Annotated in this window: 12 protein-coding genes; 7 read left to right on the top strand and 5 right to left on the bottom strand. The window is 59.3% G+C overall.

What is annotated here, in order from left to right:
• Positions 1 to 5 precede the first annotated feature (5 nt).
• From BM229_RS16940 to BM229_RS16930, 3 genes are all read right to left on the bottom strand, one after another.
• On the bottom strand, positions 6 to 1,562 hold the full coding sequence (locus BM229_RS16940; protein ID WP_093928816.1) for a phospholipase D-like domain-containing protein: 1,557 nt from the start codon (positions 1,560 to 1,562) through the stop codon (positions 6 to 8).
• A gap of 92 nt (positions 1,563 to 1,654) precedes the next feature.
• Entirely contained in the window at positions 1,655 to 4,774 is a 3,120-nt protein-coding gene (locus tag BM229_RS16935) for an efflux RND transporter permease subunit (RefSeq protein ID WP_093928815.1), read from the bottom strand.
• A complete protein-coding gene (locus BM229_RS16930; RefSeq protein ID WP_093928814.1) occupies positions 4,771 to 5,940 on the bottom strand; it encodes an efflux RND transporter periplasmic adaptor subunit in 1,170 nt (389 codons plus the stop codon). The genes BM229_RS16935 and BM229_RS16930 overlap by 4 nt, the downstream gene beginning before the upstream one ends.
• Positions 5,941 to 6,195: 255 nt before the next feature.
• On the opposite strand from BM229_RS16930, the gene BM229_RS16925 reads away from it, so the two are divergent.
• Positions 6,196 to 7,416 carry an MFS transporter gene (locus tag BM229_RS16925; protein WP_093928813.1) on the top strand — a complete coding sequence of 407 codons (1,221 nt, stop codon included), beginning with the start codon at positions 6,196 to 6,198 and terminating at the stop codon, positions 7,414 to 7,416.
• A gap of 6 nt (positions 7,417 to 7,422) precedes the next feature.
• Here the strand turns inward: BM229_RS16925 and BM229_RS16920 are convergent, their stop codons facing one another.
• Complete coding sequence (locus BM229_RS16920; RefSeq protein WP_093928850.1) at positions 7,423 to 9,486, bottom strand: NAD(+) synthase; 2,064 nt, start codon at positions 9,484 to 9,486, stop codon at positions 7,423 to 7,425.
• Positions 9,487 to 9,715: 229 nt separating this feature from the next.
• Between BM229_RS16920 and BM229_RS16915 the strand changes: the two genes are divergently transcribed.
• From BM229_RS16915 to BM229_RS16890, 6 genes are all read left to right on the top strand, one after another.
• Positions 9,716 to 10,345, top strand: a complete 630-nt coding sequence (locus tag BM229_RS16915) for a glutathione S-transferase family protein (RefSeq protein WP_093928812.1) — start codon at positions 9,716 to 9,718, stop codon at positions 10,343 to 10,345.
• Between the two features lie 259 nt (positions 10,346 to 10,604).
• Positions 10,605 to 11,615 carry an acyl-CoA dehydrogenase family protein gene (locus tag BM229_RS16910; protein ID WP_139226301.1) on the top strand — a complete coding sequence of 337 codons (1,011 nt, stop codon included), beginning with the start codon at positions 10,605 to 10,607 and terminating at the stop codon, positions 11,613 to 11,615.
• Positions 11,612 to 12,310 (top strand): PIG-L deacetylase family protein, encoded by a 699-nt coding sequence (locus BM229_RS16905; RefSeq protein ID WP_093928810.1) that lies wholly within the window; start codon positions 11,612 to 11,614, stop codon positions 12,308 to 12,310. Before BM229_RS16910 ends, BM229_RS16905 begins: the two co-directional genes overlap by 4 nt.
• Entirely contained in the window at positions 12,310 to 12,873 is a 564-nt protein-coding gene (locus BM229_RS16900) for a class I SAM-dependent methyltransferase (protein WP_093928809.1), read from the top strand. The genes BM229_RS16905 and BM229_RS16900 overlap by 1 nt, the downstream gene beginning before the upstream one ends.
• Positions 12,870 to 13,913 carry a glycosyltransferase family 2 protein gene (locus BM229_RS16895; protein WP_093928808.1) on the top strand — a complete coding sequence of 348 codons (1,044 nt, stop codon included), beginning with the start codon at positions 12,870 to 12,872 and terminating at the stop codon, positions 13,911 to 13,913. The genes BM229_RS16900 and BM229_RS16895 overlap by 4 nt, the downstream gene beginning before the upstream one ends.
• A gap of 102 nt (positions 13,914 to 14,015) precedes the next feature.
• Positions 14,016 to 16,079, top strand: a complete 2,064-nt coding sequence (locus BM229_RS16890; RefSeq protein WP_093928807.1) for a catalase — start codon at positions 14,016 to 14,018, stop codon at positions 16,077 to 16,079.
• A 35-nt stretch (positions 16,080 to 16,114) separates the two neighbouring features.
• Here the strand turns inward: BM229_RS16890 and BM229_RS16885 are convergent, their stop codons facing one another.
• Entirely contained in the window at positions 16,115 to 16,897 is a 783-nt protein-coding gene (locus BM229_RS16885) for an IclR family transcriptional regulator (RefSeq protein WP_093928806.1), read from the bottom strand.
• Positions 16,898 to 17,061 lie beyond the last annotated feature (164 nt).

The raw sequence follows: 17,061 nt of genomic DNA, 5'->3' as shown, positions 1-17,061 counted from the left end.
CGATGCTAATCCCGGCGCCCCCATTTGCGCCATGCCATCCAAGCAACACCCAAGCCGCCCGCAATCAACGCCAAATGGCGCGGGCGGATACCGCGCCCGGTCGAGGTATCCTCTCCGGGATGATAGCGCGGGTCGAGCAGGCGGGTATTGGCAAGAAAGCCTCCCATCACTGTCTCTGTGTCTCGAAAGACGGCGCGAAGCCCTCGGCCTTTCTTGCCGTTGAGAGTCTCAATCATTCCGATCATTGATCCAGTTCGGGCCATTACCTCGGCCACGCGCTCTGGCGTTTGGCCCAGATGTTCACCGATCAGGCGGTTCCTAAACCCTTCGATCACCTGCGCGGGCTGCTCAATCGCGACATCGCATTCCGTGTCAAACCCCATTGAGCGGTTATTGAGGTTGCTCGACCCCAATCGCAAAAGGTGGTCGTCGATAATCATAATCTTCGCATGTACATAGATCGGCTCCCCTGCTTCGGTGACAGGGAAACAAATGCGGAAACGGTTTTGATGGTCGGCGCGCTTAAGCTCTTCGACCAACCGTTCCCGCAGGACATGCATGGCGTCATCTTCCAACTGCGATTCCGCATCGCGCGGGTTGATGATAACAATCTCCGGGCCGTCCTTTTCAGCCAACCGGGCCTTCAACGCCTCGCAAACCGTTTCTGCGGCCAGATACTGAGATTCAATATAGATATATTCGCGCGCAGACTTGATTCCTGAGAGGTAGAGTTGCTCAATCTCGTTGACCAAGGGGGCGTCATCGAATGGCGGCTCGGTCCGTGCGATCCCCACATCAATGCCTTCGGCATCAACGGGCAGGCGGTCGGGCCATTCTGACTGCGACATATCGCTGGGCTGTTCAATCTCATCCCCCGTGGCCCGCAGCCATCGACGACGAGAGAGTTCACCGAACGCCGCGGCGGCAGGGCCAGACATGGCCGAAGTTGCGTCATGCCATGGGTCGGATGGTGTGCCATCTTTACGAATTCGGCGCGGATCGTTCGGCAGGTGCTCAGGCGTATCCCAGCGATCTTCGGTCGCGTCGATCCCGCCGCAAAAGGCCAGCGCATCATCGGCCACGACGATCTTTTGATGGTGGCAGGCGCCAAAGGGGTGGTGTCCGTCCAACGCGAAATGAATCCGATCACCCCCGAATAGGCTCAGCGCAAGCGACGGTACCAGACGCCCCGGCGCGGCCAACACCGCCCCATTCCATTTCAGCAGATAGACATTCAGTTCCGGCGTATGCTCAACCACCGCTTCGACAAAGGCCCCAAGTTGATTGGGAAAGCCATCCGGCGCATTGCCGTTTTCGTCGCTTTCGCCCGGCAGCATCTCAAGCTCAAAATCAAAATCCCAGCCGATCAACATCAACTGCTGCCGCGCCCCAAAGAAAATCTCACGCAAAACCCGGAAGTAATCCGCCGCATCCACGATGAGACCAAAACGGTCAGCCCGCGCGACGCGCCATGTGGTGCTGTCGTTGAAAAGGCTTTGGCTGCTTGCCGCATCAGTCGGACGCCCTTGGCCCGCCTGTGCCAAACTCAAATCGCCGCGCACAGTTATGTCCCTCTCGGTTCGGTCCTACATGGCTAAACGCCTACCGCAGGGGGAAGTTGCATGTGTCACAAAATATCACCCGAAAGGCCCGTTCAGACAGGCTGTGCTTCAGACAGTTCGCGTTGCAGCCGGGCTTCTTCAGCGGCTTTTGGCGTGGTGAACCGCGCCAGTAGGAAGTAGGCGATCGGCGTGAGATATAGGGTGGAAAGCGTGGCCATGCCCAAACCACCGACGATCACCCAACCCAATGCCTCGCGCGCCTCGGCCCCCGCGCCCGAAGACAAGATCAGCGGCACGCCCCCCAGCACGGTCGAGGTCATCGTCATCATGACCGGGCGCAGCCGGATCGTCGAGGCGCCAAAAATTGCCTCATGAATATCGGCACCCTGATCGCGTAACTGATTGGCAAATTCAACGATCAAAATCCCATTTTTTGCCATAATCCCGATCAGCATCACCAAACCAATCTGGCTATAGACGTTCAAGCTTTGCCCCGTCATCAGCAGTGCAAAGATCGCACAGGCCAACCCCAATGGCACTGTCGCCATCACCACAACAGCCGAGATGAAGCTTTCAAACTGTGCGGCAAGCACGAGGAAAACCACAAGGATCGCAAAGCCGAATGTCACAAAAAGCCCCGAGCTGGTCTGATCCAATGCGGCCGCCTCGGCCAAGGGCACGATGAGGTTTTCATCGGCGAGCACTTCATCGCCGATTGCCCGCACTTGCACCAACGCATCACCCAACGACAGGCCCGGTGTCAGCCCGGCAGAGATCTCGACTGAGCGGTTCTGATCTTCGCGGTCCAACTCGGGTGCCACGGCGCGTTCCTCTAGCGTGACGAAACTGGCCAGCGAAATCATCTGCCCGGTGCCGGATTGCACAAAGACATTTTCAAGGTCACGCGGGTCGTTCACGGGGTCTGAGGTCGACAGCATCTGCACCCCATAGCTGGTATCATCGATAAACACCGACGCGACCTCTCGCCCGTCGAGCATGGCCTGCAAAGCCTGACCCAAACCGGTGATATCAACGCCTAAATCGGCGGCCAATGTCCGGTCAATCTGCACGAACAACTGCGGCTGTGTGCGCTCATACTCCAACCGAACCTGCCCCATAGCGGGGTCTGTGCTCAGTCGGTCAACCATCGCCTGTGCAACCTCGGACAGTTGCTCATAGTTGTTCCCAGTGATCGCAAAAGACAGCCCGCGCCCTGCACCGCGAATACCAAGAGAGTTGGGCTGGATCGCAAAAGCCCGCACCCCGACGATGCCGCGCAGCTTGCCGTTCATTTCGCCCACGATCTCATCCTGCGCGCGTTCGCGGTCTGCCCAACCGGCAAGGGTGAACACCATGAACCCCCGATTATCCGCGCCAAATCCGGTGATGGAGAAGATGTTCGTTACCTCTCCGGTTTGCTGTAGCGGAGTGATAAGGTCTTCGATCTCGCGCATTTTACCTTGGGTATACTCAAGCGAGACACCCTGCGGGGCCGTGACGCTGAGCAAAGCAACGGCCCGGTCTTCACGCGGTGTCAGCTCTTGGCGAATTTCGCCTGAGACCAACGCCGCCGTCAGCGCCACGAAAGCGGCGATCAGCACCACAACATAGGGCATTGCCAGCGCCCAGCGAAGCGTCGCGGCGTAAAGTCGATAAAGCCCGTTGCCAAGCGCCACCACCGGCCCACGCGGATTTTCGACCGCAGGTCGGGTCAACAGTCGACTGGCCAACACCGGACAAAGGCTGAGCGCCACGACGGATGACAGCATTACCGCGATGGCCAGCGTAAAGCCGAATTCACGGAACAACCCACCCGCTTGGCCCGGCAGGAAAGACAGCGGAATGAAAACCGCCGCCAGCGTCGCCGTAGTTGTGACCACGGCAAAGAACACTTGTGATGTGCCCAAAACCGCTGCCGCCCGTGGCCCCATGCCTGCCGAACGCTGGCGCACGATGTTTTCCAACACCACAATCGCATCATCCACCACCATGCCCGTGGCCAGAACCAAGGCGAGAAGTGTCAGGATATTGATCGAAAAACCAACAAGGTAGATCGCCGCCAACGTGCCGATCAAGGCGACAGGAAGGGTAAGTGCCGGGATTAACGTGGCGCGGAAATCGCGCAAAAAGATGAAAATCACCGCGACTACGATGCCGACGGCAAAGGCCAGCGTGGACAGCACTTCGCGGATCGAACCCGAGATAAAGGTCGCGTCATCAGAGGTTACAAAGATCCGCACATCATCGGGCAAGGTGTCGTTCAATTCCGCAACCACGGCGCGCACGTCGTTTGAGATTTCTAACGTGTTCGAGGTTGCCTGCCGAATAATTCCGATGCCCAACCCCAATTGCCCGTTCGCGCGTAAGATCGTCTCTCCCTCGGCGGGACCGAGTGTCACCTGAGCAACATCGCCAAGCCGGACATTCTCCTTGATTTCCATCGCCTCGAACGCCTGCGTGGTCGCGACGCTGGCTGTTGTCCGCACGTTGATCGACTGGCGGTCCCCCGCCAGATCGCCCGCAGGTGCGTCATAAGCGACATCCGCCAAAGCGCCTTGGATATCACCCAAGGTTAAGCCTCGGCTGGCCAGCTCCAACTGATCAATATCGACGCGAAAAAACGGTTCTCGGTCGCCGTAAACTTGCAAATCCGCAACCCCGTTGACCGAGATTAGGCGGTCTTCGACCCTTTCCTGCACCAGTTTGGTCAGTTCCTCGGGCGAACGGCCCGTTGACGTCACAGCGATCCGCATTACCGGTTGCGCATTTGCGTCAGCCTTGACGATCTGCGGCTGTTCGGCTCCATCAGGGAGTTGGTTCACGATCCGCGCGACAGCGTCACGCACATCGGTGGCGGCCACGTCGATATCGGTGCTGTCGTTGAACTCCAGCGTGACCCGACTGCGTCCGAAGCGTGAGTTCGATGATATTGCCCGCACACCGGAAACACGGCCCACCGCGCCTTCAATCCGCCCCGTCAGCTCTTGATCCACAGATTCAGGCGACGCGCCTGAGAATGTCGTGGTGACGGTTACGACGGGCCTGTCGACATTGGGCAATTCGCGAATTTCCGCTCCAAAAAGCGCGGCAATGCCCGCCAGCACGATCAGCGCATTCAACACAAAAGCAAGGATTGGGCGCCGGACAAACAGCGCGGTGCCAGCGCCGGTAGAAGGCGGTGGCGCGCCTTCGCCAGATGCCTCGGCGCTCATAGGGTTTTCTTTTCTGCGGGGGCTGCGTCTGACTGCACGCTGCCAGATCGATTGACCTCTCGGACATCGCCGCCTTCGCGCAGGGTTTGCACGCCCTCGGTTACAACGACATCAGCCGCGGTCAGCCCCTCCGACAGGACCAACACGGAGTCGCTGTTGCGCTGCGCGATTTCAACCGTGACTTGGTGTGTCTTGCCCTCTCGAACCGTCCAAACAAACGGCCCATCAGAAGACCACTGCACCGCCAACGGTGGGATCGCCAAAAGCGCCTCTCCGACAAATGTGAGGCTAACGGAAAAAGCCATACCTGCACGCAGCTGGTCATCTTCGTTGGGCACCCGGCCCTGCACCAAAAGGGTACGGCTGGCGCGGTCGATCACGCTGTCGATCGCGCTGACTTCGCCCTTAAGCGTTAGATCCCGCATACCAAGAGGGGTAACCGTAATCTCTTTGCCCAAGGCCAATTTGCTGACCACCCGTTCCGGCACGCGAAAATCAATCAGAATTTCGCTGCGGTCGGTGATTGTGGCAAGCTCGTCTTGGGCATTGACGCGGTCACCTTCCTCAATGTCGGTGATCCCAACCCAGCCCGAGATCGGCGCGAGGATCCGGCGTTGGGACAGATCAAACTGCGCTTGGCTCAGAGCGAGTTCGGCGCTCTCCAAGGCCAGCTCAGTCTCGCGCAGGCGCACTTCGCTGACCGCGCCGGTGTTTTGCAACCGCTCAACGCGCACTTGTTCGGTGCGGGCATTCTCTAGTTGCAACTCGGCCTGTTTCTGCGCAATCCGCTCGGCTTCATTCTCCAACAGAGCGATCACCGTGCCCGCCTCAATCAATTGCCCGGCGGGCAGATTGAGTTCGGTGATGACCCCCACAGCGTTGGACCGCACGGTCACTGACCGGCGTGCACGCCCGTCGCCGATTGCGGTGATGCGGTCGGCCAATGTCTCTTCACCCACCTCTGCGGTTACCACCAGAGACGGCCCGCCGCCGCCCCAGCCAGCACCGCCACCGTCCGCTTCCTCCGGTGCGGGATCAATTCCCAAGAGTTCAAGCAAACCGGTATCGGCCACAAAGGGGCGCGACGCGGGCACATAGGTTAACATCACATAGAGCCCAGCCACGAGAACCAGCAAAAATACGATAAATTGGCGCAAAGATTTCACAAGAGTGCGCTTTCAAATGGCGTTACAAGGCGCATAATTGAGCATTCCCCCAAAAAAGGCACGTCAAATCTGCTTGATCGATGGCCAAGCATTCCACGAAGGAGCCGCAGGCTGATACGACTATGACGCGCAACCAAGTCTGGTGGAAGAGCGTCAGGGTTGAATACTAGAAATTACAGATCAGCCGCACATATTTTGGGATCACCGGGCCAAGATGGCCTATGCCGAGGCCGTATTTAAGACCAAGGGGACATTATGCGCGCTACCGTTATGCCACTGGTGACATTGCTATTGGGCTTTTCGCTTTTACAGATGAGCAATGGGTTGCAAGGTACGCTTTTGGCCATCCGAGCGGGGCTTGAAGGCTTTGGCGGGGTCACCACGGGCCTAATCATGTCGGGCTTTTTCGCCGGGCTAAGCGTCGGCTCATTCGTCGCTCCGCGCCTAATCAGCGGCGTGGGCCATATCCGCACCTTTGCCGCGCTCGCCTCTGTTGCCTCGGCGGCGGCGCTGATGCATCTGGCCTTTATCGATCCGTGGGTCTGGATCGCGGTGCGCTGCCTGACGGGCTTTGCCTTTGCCGGGTTGATCATCGTGACGGAAAGCTGGCTTAACGCGTCGGTCAGTTCGGCACAGCGCGGCAAGTTGTTGGCGGTTTACGGGATGGTCGGCATGGCATCGGGCGCTGCGGGGCAGTTTCTGCTCAACCTCGGGGATCCAGCTGAATTTATCCTCTTCGTGCTTGTCTCGATCGTGATGTCGCTGTCGCTCGTGCCGATCTCGCTCACCCGTGTCGAAGGGCCGCGTGCCGAAGGCGCGCAAGAGCCCCCCTCCCTGCGCCGCCTTTGGGGCCTGTCGCCCTATGGCGCGGTGGCCGCCGGACTGGTCGGGGCCTCCATCGGGACATTCTACGGGCTGGCACCGCTCTTTGCTCAGGAAATGGGATACACGCAGTCCCGCATCGCCCTACTGATCGCGGCCTTTACCATCGGCGGCTTGGTGCTTCAGTTTCCGCTGGGCTGGATGTCCGACCGGATGAGCCGTCGCGGTCTTGGCGTGGGGCTGGCCGCCGCAGGCAGCGCGCTAATGTTGCTGACCCTGCCGATCCCGGCGCCGACGGGGACGATGCTGCTGGTTCTGGGGTTCGCCATCGGCGGACTAGTCCTACCCGCCCAGTCCATCGTCATCGCCCATGTGAACGACCGCGCGCCGGGGTCGGCGGTGATCGCCGTCTCGGGCGGCTTGGTGCTGATGCAAGGCATCGGCGCGGCAATCGGACCGCTGCTGGCCGGTGTGTTGCTCGATACGCTAGGGCCGCGGGGCCTGCCGCTGGCCCTTGGGGCGTTTCAACTTGCGATTGTCGCATGGGGCCTACTGCGCATGACCCTGCGCAGTGATCCTGAAACCCAAGAGCGTCACGCCGCGCCGCCGCTAACCCCGAACTTTGTCGAAGGCGAGTTGAGCCGCGAGGAATAGCGCGGCTTAGCCTTTCGGCCAGCTTTCCGGCACGTTGCTGCGCAACTCCTCCAACCACGGGGTTGCCACACTATCCGAAGGCGCGCGCCAGTCACCGCGCGGCGACAACGCGCCCCCGGCGCTGACCTTGGGCCCATTCGGCAAGGCCGAGCGTTTGAACTGGCTGGTGGCAAAGAACCGGTGCAGGAATTTCTCGAGCCAATGGCGGATGGTTTCGAGGTCATAGGCATTGCGTTTGGCCTGCGGGAAACCATCCGGCCAGCGCCCCTGTTCGGTATCATGCCAAGCGTGCCACGCCAGAAAGGCCACCTTTGATGGCGTGAGCCCGTAGCGCATCGTGTGAAAGAGGAAGAAGTCATTTAACTCATAGGGGCCGATCATCGCCTCGGTGCTTTGAATCTCCTCACCCTCTCCGGCCGGGACCAGTTCGGGGGAGATTTCGGTCTCCAGAATGGCGTCGAGCACTTTATCGGTCTCAGCGTCGAACTGCCCCGAACGGGTGGCCCAACGGATGAGATATTGGATCAATGTCTTCGGCACGCCGGTGTTCACGGCATAATGGCTCATCTGATCGCCAACGCCGTAGGTGCACCAGCCAAGGGCCAGCTCACTCAGATCGCCCGTGCCGATGACGAAGCCCTGCCGCTGGTTGGCCAGCCGGAAGAGGTAATCCGTGCGCAGCCCGGCCTGCACGTTTTCAAAGGTGATGTCGTAAACCGGCTCCCCGTCTGAGAAGGGGTGATCCATATCCTCCAGCATCTGCCGTGCGGCGGGGCGGATGTCGATCTCATCAGCGCTGATGCCCATGGCGCGCATCAGCTTCCATGCGTTCGACTTCGTGCCCTCAGACGTGGCAAAGCCGGGCATTGTGAACCCCAAAATACGGTCGCGCGGGATGCCCATCCGGTCACAGGCTTTGGCCGCCACGATCAACGCATGGGTGGAATCGAGCCCGCCAGAAATGCCGATAACCATGGTCTTGCTCTTGGTCGCCTCGAACCGGCGGCGCAGGCCTTCGACCTGAATGTTGAACGCTTCATAGCAATCTTGATCCAGATGGCTTTCGCGGTTCGGCACATAGGGGAAACGGCGCACCGGACGTACGAGGCCTGCGTTATCATAATGCGGCTGATGGGTGAACGTCACGCGGCGGAATGACGATGCACGGTGCCGGGCGGCGTCATGGAAACTGCCCGTCCGCATCCGCTCTGATTGAATCCGCCCGCAGTCCACATCGGCGATGGTTAGTTCCGGCTCCAACGGAAAGCGGGTGGATTCCGCCAGCAGATCGCCCAGTTCGTGGATCATCCCCTGCCCGTCCCACGCGAGATCAGTCGTGCTCTCACCCGGACCGGCGGCGGAATAAACGTAAGCGGCAAAGGCCCGCATGGATTGCGACCGGCACAGAAGGTGGCGGTCAAAGGATTTGCCGATGACGATATTGGAGGCCGAAAGGTTGGCAAGGATCAACGCCCCCCCAAGTGCGGCATCCGACGAGGGCGGCGCGGGGGTCCAAAGGTCTTCGCAGATCTCGGCATGGAAGATAAGGCCGGGCAGATCCGTCGCTTCAAAAATCAGATCGTCGCCAAAGGGAACGCGACGCCCCGCCACGGTGATTTCACCGCTGGTGTCACGGCCGTGGGCAAACCAGCGCTTCTCATAGAACTCGCGGTAGTTTGGCAGGTAGGATTTCGGCACCACGCCCAACACCACCCCGCGCGAGATAGCGATGGCACAGTTGTAAAGCCGCCCCTCGCGGCGCAACGGCGCCCCAAGTAGGATCACCGGCGTCATCTCGGCGCTGGCCTCAATCAAAAAGCCAAGCGCCTCTTCAACAGCATTCAGCAGCGCGTCCTGCATATGCAGATCGTCAATTGCATAGGAGGAAAGCGACAGTTCCGGGCAAACCAATAGATCGACGCGCGCCGCATCTGCTCGGCGCATTTCCTCCAGCAGGCTATCACGGTTAAACGTCACATCGGCAGGCCGCACCCGCGGTGTGCAGGTGGCCACGCGGACAAAGCCATGACTGTGGTAGGCGGTAAAGGCGTCGGCTTGGCTCGTGCTCACGTCAGAGTTTCCTTCAATATCGTCATTTGGCAGCGTTCTGGGGTCATGGCGCGGCAGATTGACCCGATGAACCTTGTTACACCCTTCGCGTGCAAGCGCAAAATGCATGGGTTTCTCTTCGGCCTTCACGCCGGGCGTCTGATAGGACTGTACATTGACCCAACCTTGCCTGCCTGCTTAACATTGCAAGAAATCAATCCGCGCGCATCCATAGACAGGACCAAAAGCGATGATCGACCTTTATACATGGACCACCCCAAACGGCCGCAAGGTCTCAATCCTACTCGAAGAATTAGGGATCGACTACAACGTGCATGCCATAAATATTGGCAAAGATGAACAACACGCCCCCGAGTTTCTAAAGATCAGCCCCAACAACAAAATCCCCGCCATCGTCGATCATGAGGCCGGGATCAGCTTGATGGAATCCGGCGCGATCATGTGGTATCTGGCCGAGAAGCATGGCCGCTTCTTGCCCGAAGGTCAGGCGGAGCGAGCTGAGGTGATGCAATGGCTGATGTGGCAGATGGGCGGTTTCGGCCCCATGGCCGGGCAAGCGCATCATTTCTTGCATTTCAACCCCGGCAAAGCCGCCTATGCCGAAGAGCGGTTTGGCGCTGAGGTCAAACGCCTCTACTCCGTGCTCGACAAACAACTTGAAGGGCGCGACCATATCTGCGGCGAATATTCGATCGCCGATATGGCCTGCTGGCCTTGGGTTTCGCGCTATGAATGGCAGCAGATTGACCTTGCCGATTATCCTAATGTGCGTGCGTGGTACCAACGCCTGCGGGCGCGGGACGCGGTGCAAAAAGGCTACCATGTCCCCAAAGTGATGGGCGACATCCCCGAAGGATAAACGCGCCCACTCCGCGCGCCTTGCAAGACTGCAACGTGGGCGGGAACCATCTCATAAGTTGAACTGTTGCACTCGCATGGGAAGTGCTGCCGTTCGCGCAAGCTTCCCGTTCCATAAATAGGGAGTGAATTGTGACGCCTGATTTGATGGTTTTTCATATTGCCAGTTGTAGGGCCCTGCCATGAACAGTGCGCCGCGTTTCGATCCATTCCCGCCCGCATCCCAATTTAACGTTTTGAAAGATGCCGCCAGACATGCATTGCGCACGGCAGCACGGAAAGAAGAAACCGGCGAAAGGCCGATCGGCACATCCATCGACATTCTTCGCGACGCCGGACTGATGCTGGAGGACGGCGCGACCACGCCGCTACGCACCGTTCACGCGCTGATGCAGATTGGCGCGGCCAATCTTAGCGTCGGGCGGTTGTGGGAGGGCCATGTGAACGCGCTGCGGCTCATCCATCTGTACGGCAATACCGCGCAGGCAAGCCACGCAAAAGAACTGACCCGGCAAGGTGGCCTTTTGGGGGTATGGGGCGCAGATGGTCAAAACCCTGCTACGATTAGCGACGGTGCATTGCAGGGTGAAAAGGTTTTTGCCTCAGGCCTTGGCACTGTCACCCATGCACTCATTTCGGTGAATTCTGGCCCCAAAGTACAACTTGCGCTGATTGACGTGACCGACCCACAACGCGGCGATGCTTTGCAATGGGATATGTTGGGCATGCAGGCCACTGCCTCGGGCAAGTTCGATCTTTCCGGCATAGCCGTGACTAATGAAAACCTTATCGGCGTCCCCGGCGACTATCTGAAAGAGCCGCATTTCGTGGGTGGGGTCTGGCGGATCGCCGCACTTCAAGCCGGTGCGGCGGCAGGGCTGATCGATGCGGCGGCAACCGCTCTTCGCGACATGGACCGGTTAGAGGCTGACGCCCAATTGGCACGACTTATGCAGGTACTGATGCGTGTCTGGGCCGGGATGGCATTGGCGGAACGCGCGGCGCTTGCCAGTTTGGATAACGCCCCAGAAAAGACCATCGTTAGCACCTCAATCGCCGCACGGATTTATACCGAAGAAGTCGCCTTGGAGGCGATCAAAGCGGTGGAGCAAAGCCTCGGACTGCGACACTTCGCGGCGGCATCCGAAACTGGACGCATGGCGCGTGACTTGTCGGTCTACCTGCGCCAAGCCGCACGGGATGCGTTTTTGCAGCGCGCCGCACGCCATGCCCTTTCCAGTGAAGGAACAATCTGGGGGGTCTTTAAATGAGTGGAAACTCAGCCCTCCACCAAGCCCTCTCGGGCCACGAGAAGATTGTGATTCTGGCTCCTCATCCTGATGACGAAACCCTTGCATGTGGAGGCTTGCTCGCCCGCGCCTTCGCGGATGCAGGCGCACATGTGATCTGCCTGACCGACGGGAGCGCCAGCCACCCGTCCTCCGTTAACTGGCCGTCAGCGCGATTGGCCGCTGAACGCCACATCGAGTTGATCAAAGCAGTTGAAATCTTGGGCGGCACGGCTGACGACGTGACATGGCTCGGCTTGCCCGACAGCCGCCTGCATGTGGTCGCTGAAACCGAAGTTTTGGCAGCGCTCACCGAAGTGATCGACAGACACAAAGCAAAGCACGTCTTTGTGCCGGCCCGCGAAGACAAGCATTGCGACCATCAAACAACGGCGCAGCATGCCGAAACCCTGCGGGAAAAACGGCCCGACCTGCATTTCCACAGCTACCCGGTCTGGAGCCGTTGGGACGATCCAGGGTTTGCACAGAATACCGCGCGATATGACCCTGTCCGCCTTAATACCTCTGCGGTGCGCAAGACCAAAATCGCCGGGATCCGGGCGCATCGTAGCCAGCTTGGACAGATCGTGCAGGACGCCCCCGACGGCTTTGTCTTGCCCGAAGCCATGGTCGACCTCTTCGCCCTGAACGACGAAATTTTCTGGAGGATGCCGTGATGGGTGTGGGGTTGGATCACCTGCAAGGGCTTTATGCAGAAACCAGCGATCCTTGGGGGTTTGAAGATAGCGCGTATGAGCAAGCCAAATTTGCAGCAACCCGTGCGGCGCTGTCACAAAGCGGATACCGCTCGGCCTTTGAGTTGGGTTGCGGCAACGGGCAATTGGCGCGGCATCTAATCGACCTCTGCGCGCGCTACACCGGGATGGACGCGGTAGACACCGCCCTGCGCGCCGCACGGCAGGCGGTTCCCCAAGGCCGGTTCGTTCAGGGCTTCTACCCCGGCCCCTTGCCAGAGGGCGATTTCGATCTGCTGATCCTGTCGGAGGTGCTGTATTTCCTTGATCGTGCGGGACTGGAACAACTGGCAATCGACATTCAGGCCCGATGGCCGCAGGCCGAGATTATCTGTGTGACATGGCTTGGCCCCACCGGAAATCCGCTTCAAGGAGAGGAAGCGTTGAAAGGATTTGCACAGGCACTTGCAGCCCGTGATTTCGCCCGACTGACCCAAACCGACGATTACCGCATCGACCGGGCACTGCCGGGGAGCGGCGAATGAGTTTCGAGCGCTGTAAGGATACCGCGATTATCATCCCCGCCCGCAATGAGGCGGAGCGGATTGGCGATTGCCTCATCGCGCTGGCGCCACAGTGCAACGACCGTGTCCGTGTGATTCTTGTGGTGAACAACACCGACGATGACACCGGCGCAGTAGCACAGGCCATTGCCTTGCAGCAAAGTCTTGATCTGACCGTTCTTGACCTCACCTTCGCCCCCGGCATGGGGGTTGGTGCTGCTAGACAGCGCGGCTGCGCCTTGGCGTTAGAACAGATGCCCCACCTGCGCCACATCCTGACAACCGACGCTGATTGCCGTGTCAGCCCCGATTGGGTCGCGCAGAGCCTTCACCATCTGCAACGGTTTGATGCCATCTGCGGCAAAGTCACGTTGAACCCCAAAGAGGCCGTCTGCTTGGCCGGATTAGACCCGAATTTACACCACTATGAAGTTGCTTACCGCCAATTGGTAATTGAGTTCTACGCCCGCAATGCCCCCAATTGTGCCGATTTGCGCGGCAGCCACGGCGGGGCCCCCGGTGCCAGCCTTTGCTTCACTCGGGACGCTTATCAAGCCGTTGGCGGCTTTGCCCCAATCCCCTGCGGTGAAGACCGTCAAATAATCCGCGCCTTGAGGGCATCGGGCAAATCGGTACTTCATGCGGATGATATTTGGGTCGAAGCCTCATGCCGCCTTGTCGGGCGGGCCGAAGGCGGCATGGCCGATACATTACGCGACAGGCTGGCCGGAGTGGATTATCTGGCCGACGACTGCCTGCCCAATGCGGCACTGCTGCTTGACCAGCTACGCCAAGGTGCGCTGGAATTCTGGCCCCCGCAGGTACCGCCATCTCAGCGTGTGCGCGTAAGGGATCTACCTACACATATCGCGGTTTTGTCGTCGTTTCTGCATGGGCAGGCAGATCAGTTTACACCCACCGATTATCCGGACCCAGACCATTTTCGGCCCAGCAAAAATTTTCGCAATCCGACGGCAAATGTGTCGGAACACTTGGCTCTCGGGGAGGTTGAACTCTCGTAGGGGCAGGCAATTGCTCCCCGTTCTTAAGCGGCCCTTTCGGCCCGCCACATATTAGCAAGAAATCCTCCCGACCATATCCCGGGGGCCCTGTGGAGTAAGATCATGACAGACAAAGAACTTGGCAAAGGCGGCGAGCCCCGTCAGCAAACCACGGACCGCGAAAAGACGATGACAACCGCGCAGGGCGGGCCCATCGCGGATGATCAGAACTCGCTCAAAGCAGGTCCGCGTGGGCCGGTCTTGATGGAAGACCATGTATTCCGCGAAAAGATGTTTCACTTCGATCACGAGCGCATCCCAGAGCGTGTCGTTCACGCCCGCGGCTACGGGGTGCATGGGCACTTCGAACTCAAAGAAGCGATCCCCGAACTCTCTGCCGCCGATATTTTCCAGCGCGTCGGCGAAAAGACCCCGACCTTCACCCGTTTCTCCACAGTGGCAGGCAACAAGGGCTCTTTCGATCTGGCACGCGACGTGCGCGGCTTTGCGACGAAGTTCTACACCAAAGAGGGTAACTGGGATCTGGTTGGCAACAACATCCCCGTGTTCTTTATCCAAGACGCGATCAAATTTCCAGATCTCGTCCACTCCGTCAAAGCCGCCCCCGACCGCGGCTTCCCACAGGCGCAATCGGCCCATGACAACTTCTGGGATTTCGTCTCGCTCTCGCCCGAGGCGATCCATATGACGCTGTGGCAGATGTCCGACCGGGCGATCCCACGTTCCTTCCGCTTCATGGAAGGCTTTGGCGTGCACACCTTCCGGCTGGTCAATGCCGAGGGGAAATCCCATTACGTCAAGTTCCACTGGAAGCCCAAGCAGGGCGTGCAATCGGTGGTCTGGAACGAAGCGCTCAAGATCAACGGCGCGGACCCGGATTTCCACCGCCGCGACATGTGGGATGCCATCGACGCGGGCGACTACCCGCAATGGGATCTGGGCATTCAGGTCTTTGACGACGAATTCGCCGACAACTTTGAGTTCGACATCCTCGACGCGACCAAGCTGATCCCCGAAGAACAGGTGCCGGTGCGCATCATCGGCACGCTGACGCTTGACGCCAATGTCGACAACTTCTTTGCCGAGACCGAGCAAGTGGCCTTTTGCACCCAGAACATCGTGTGCGGGATCGACCACACGAACGACCCGCTGCTTCAGGGCCGGAACTTTTCCTACCTCGACACGCAGATCAAACGCCTCGGCGGGCCGAACTTCACTCATATTCCGATCAACGCGCCGAAATGCCCGTTCCACCATTTCCAGCAAGACGGCCATATGGCGATACACAATCCCAAAGGCCGCGCGAACTATGAGCCGAACAGCTGGGGCGACGATGGCGGCCCGCGTGAAAACCCCGAGATTGGGTTCAAAAGCTACCCCGAAGAGGTCAGCGGCACCAAGCAGCGCGTGCGCTCTGAGACGTTCGCCGACCACTACAGCCAAGCGCGGCAGTTCTACATCAGCCAGACCAAGATAGAACAGCAGCATATCGCGGCGGCCTATACGTTCGAACTGTCGAAATGTCAGGAAGAGCGCATTCGCCTGCGGATGCTGTCGCATCTGATGAACGTGCATGACGATCTGGCGAAACAGGTGGCCGAAGGGCTCGGCGTGACCGAGATGCCGGAACCGGCCAAACCCGCGCGGGAACCGATCACCGATCTGCCGCCGTCAGATGCGCTCAGCATTCTGAAAAACCCGCCGAACACTTTCGCGGGCCGCAAGCTGGGTCTGTTCCTGACGGAGGGCGCCGATGCGTCGATCGTGGAAGCCTTGGAGAAAACATTCGCCGATGAAGGTGCGATGGTCGCCATCGTGACGCCGCATATTCAAGGGGTGACCCTATCGGACTGCAGCACCCGCGCGGCAGATGAGAAAATCGACGGTGGGCCGTCGGTGGTCTTTGATGCGGTGGCCTTGGTCTTTGGCGATGAAAAGGCTGACAAGATCGCCAAGAACAAACCCGCACAGGATTTCGTCTCGGACGCCTTTGCGCATAACAAGTTCATCGCCTGGACCACAGCCGCCGATCCGCTGCTCAATGCCGCCGGCGTTGAGAAGGACGAGGGCACGGTGGAAGTCTCTGCCAAGAATGCGGATGATTTCCTTCAATCCTGCCGCAAGCTGCGGTTTTGGGAACGCGAAGAAAAGCTAAACTGGGAATGAGAAAACACGGGCTGGGGCCGCAATGCCCCGGCCTTTTAACGTCGGTGCACCTGTGACGAGGGCGAGATGGCATTCGCAGTGTCTTGCAGTCGCGGCAGAATCTCGGCCCTGATCCGCTCGCGCGTCCATGTATGGGCCGAAACCGAGCACTGCACCGCCGCAAAGGCGCGCCCGTCGGGGCCGGTGATTGGGCAGGCCACGCCAATCTCAGACAGGATCATCTGATCGCTGGAAATCGCGTGGCCCTGCTGAACCGCCTCATCGATGCTGTTGCGGATCGTCGCGCGGTCCAGAGTGGTGCGCGGGGTGAAGGCTTTAAGCGGCCAAGTCTCAATCGCCTCCTCCCGATCCTCAGGCGAGAAAGTCGAGATTATCGCGCGGCCCCCCGAGGTCGAAAGCGCAGGCAGCCGCCGCCCGATGACCGTGGCCGCGAAATAGGTCCGTTGGCAGGGCAAGCGGCTGACGTAGATGATATGATCCTTGGAAAGCTCGGCCAGATTGACCGTCTCGCCAATCTCTTGGCTAAGGTCGATCAGCTTGGGAATCGCCTGCCCAACCAGTTGATCCGACCAGTAATAGGCATAGGCCAACTCAAGCCACGCATGGGACGGACGAAAACGCCGGGTCACCGGATCTTTGTCAAGCATCCCTTCGATATGCAGCGTATTTGCAAGACGTTGCACCGCGCTTTTGTCCAGCCCGCTGCGCTCTGCCAGCGCCACAAGGGACAATTCCGTATGCGATTCATCAAAGGCGCGGAGCAATCGCAGCCCTTTGGCGAGTGACCCCACATAGAGCGTATTTTGCTTCTTTTCCAATCACCTACCCCGAAAGTTAGCCCAAAACATCAAACCGGGGCTTGACGTATACCGAACGGATTGCGTTTACTAATCGTATAGCGATATCAAGTATTATTATATGATACGCTTCGCAAGTCAAAAAGATACGGAACTGAATTCGTAAACCAACAGGGGAGTTGACC

It is taken from the genome of Sulfitobacter dubius, from assembly GCF_900113435.1.
Taxonomy (GTDB): domain Bacteria; phylum Pseudomonadota; class Alphaproteobacteria; order Rhodobacterales; family Rhodobacteraceae; genus Sulfitobacter; species Sulfitobacter dubius.
This window is presented reverse-complemented; position numbering and strand designations above follow the sequence as displayed.

What these genes read in the sequence shown, in the direction of transcription:
- BM229_RS16895 (WP_093928808.1), top strand. Translation starts at nt 12,870, where the DNA reads ATGAGTTTCGAGCGCTGTAAGGATACCGCGATTATCATCCCCGCCCGC.
- BM229_RS16890 (WP_093928807.1), top strand. Translation starts at nt 14,016, where the DNA reads ATGACAGACAAAGAACTTGGCAAAGGCGGCGAGCCCCGTCAGCAAACC.
- BM229_RS16905 (WP_093928810.1), top strand. Translation starts at nt 11,612, where the DNA reads ATGAGTGGAAACTCAGCCCTCCACCAAGCCCTCTCGGGCCACGAGAAG.
- BM229_RS16900 (WP_093928809.1), top strand. Translation starts at nt 12,310, where the DNA reads ATGGGTGTGGGGTTGGATCACCTGCAAGGGCTTTATGCAGAAACCAGC.
- BM229_RS16925 (WP_093928813.1), top strand. Translation starts at nt 6,196, where the DNA reads ATGCGCGCTACCGTTATGCCACTGGTGACATTGCTATTGGGCTTTTCG.
- BM229_RS16915 (WP_093928812.1), top strand. Translation starts at nt 9,716, where the DNA reads ATGATCGACCTTTATACATGGACCACCCCAAACGGCCGCAAGGTCTCA.
- BM229_RS16935 (WP_093928815.1), bottom strand. Translation starts at nt 4,774, where the DNA reads ATGAGCGCCGAGGCATCTGGCGAAGGCGCGCCACCGCCTTCTACCGGC.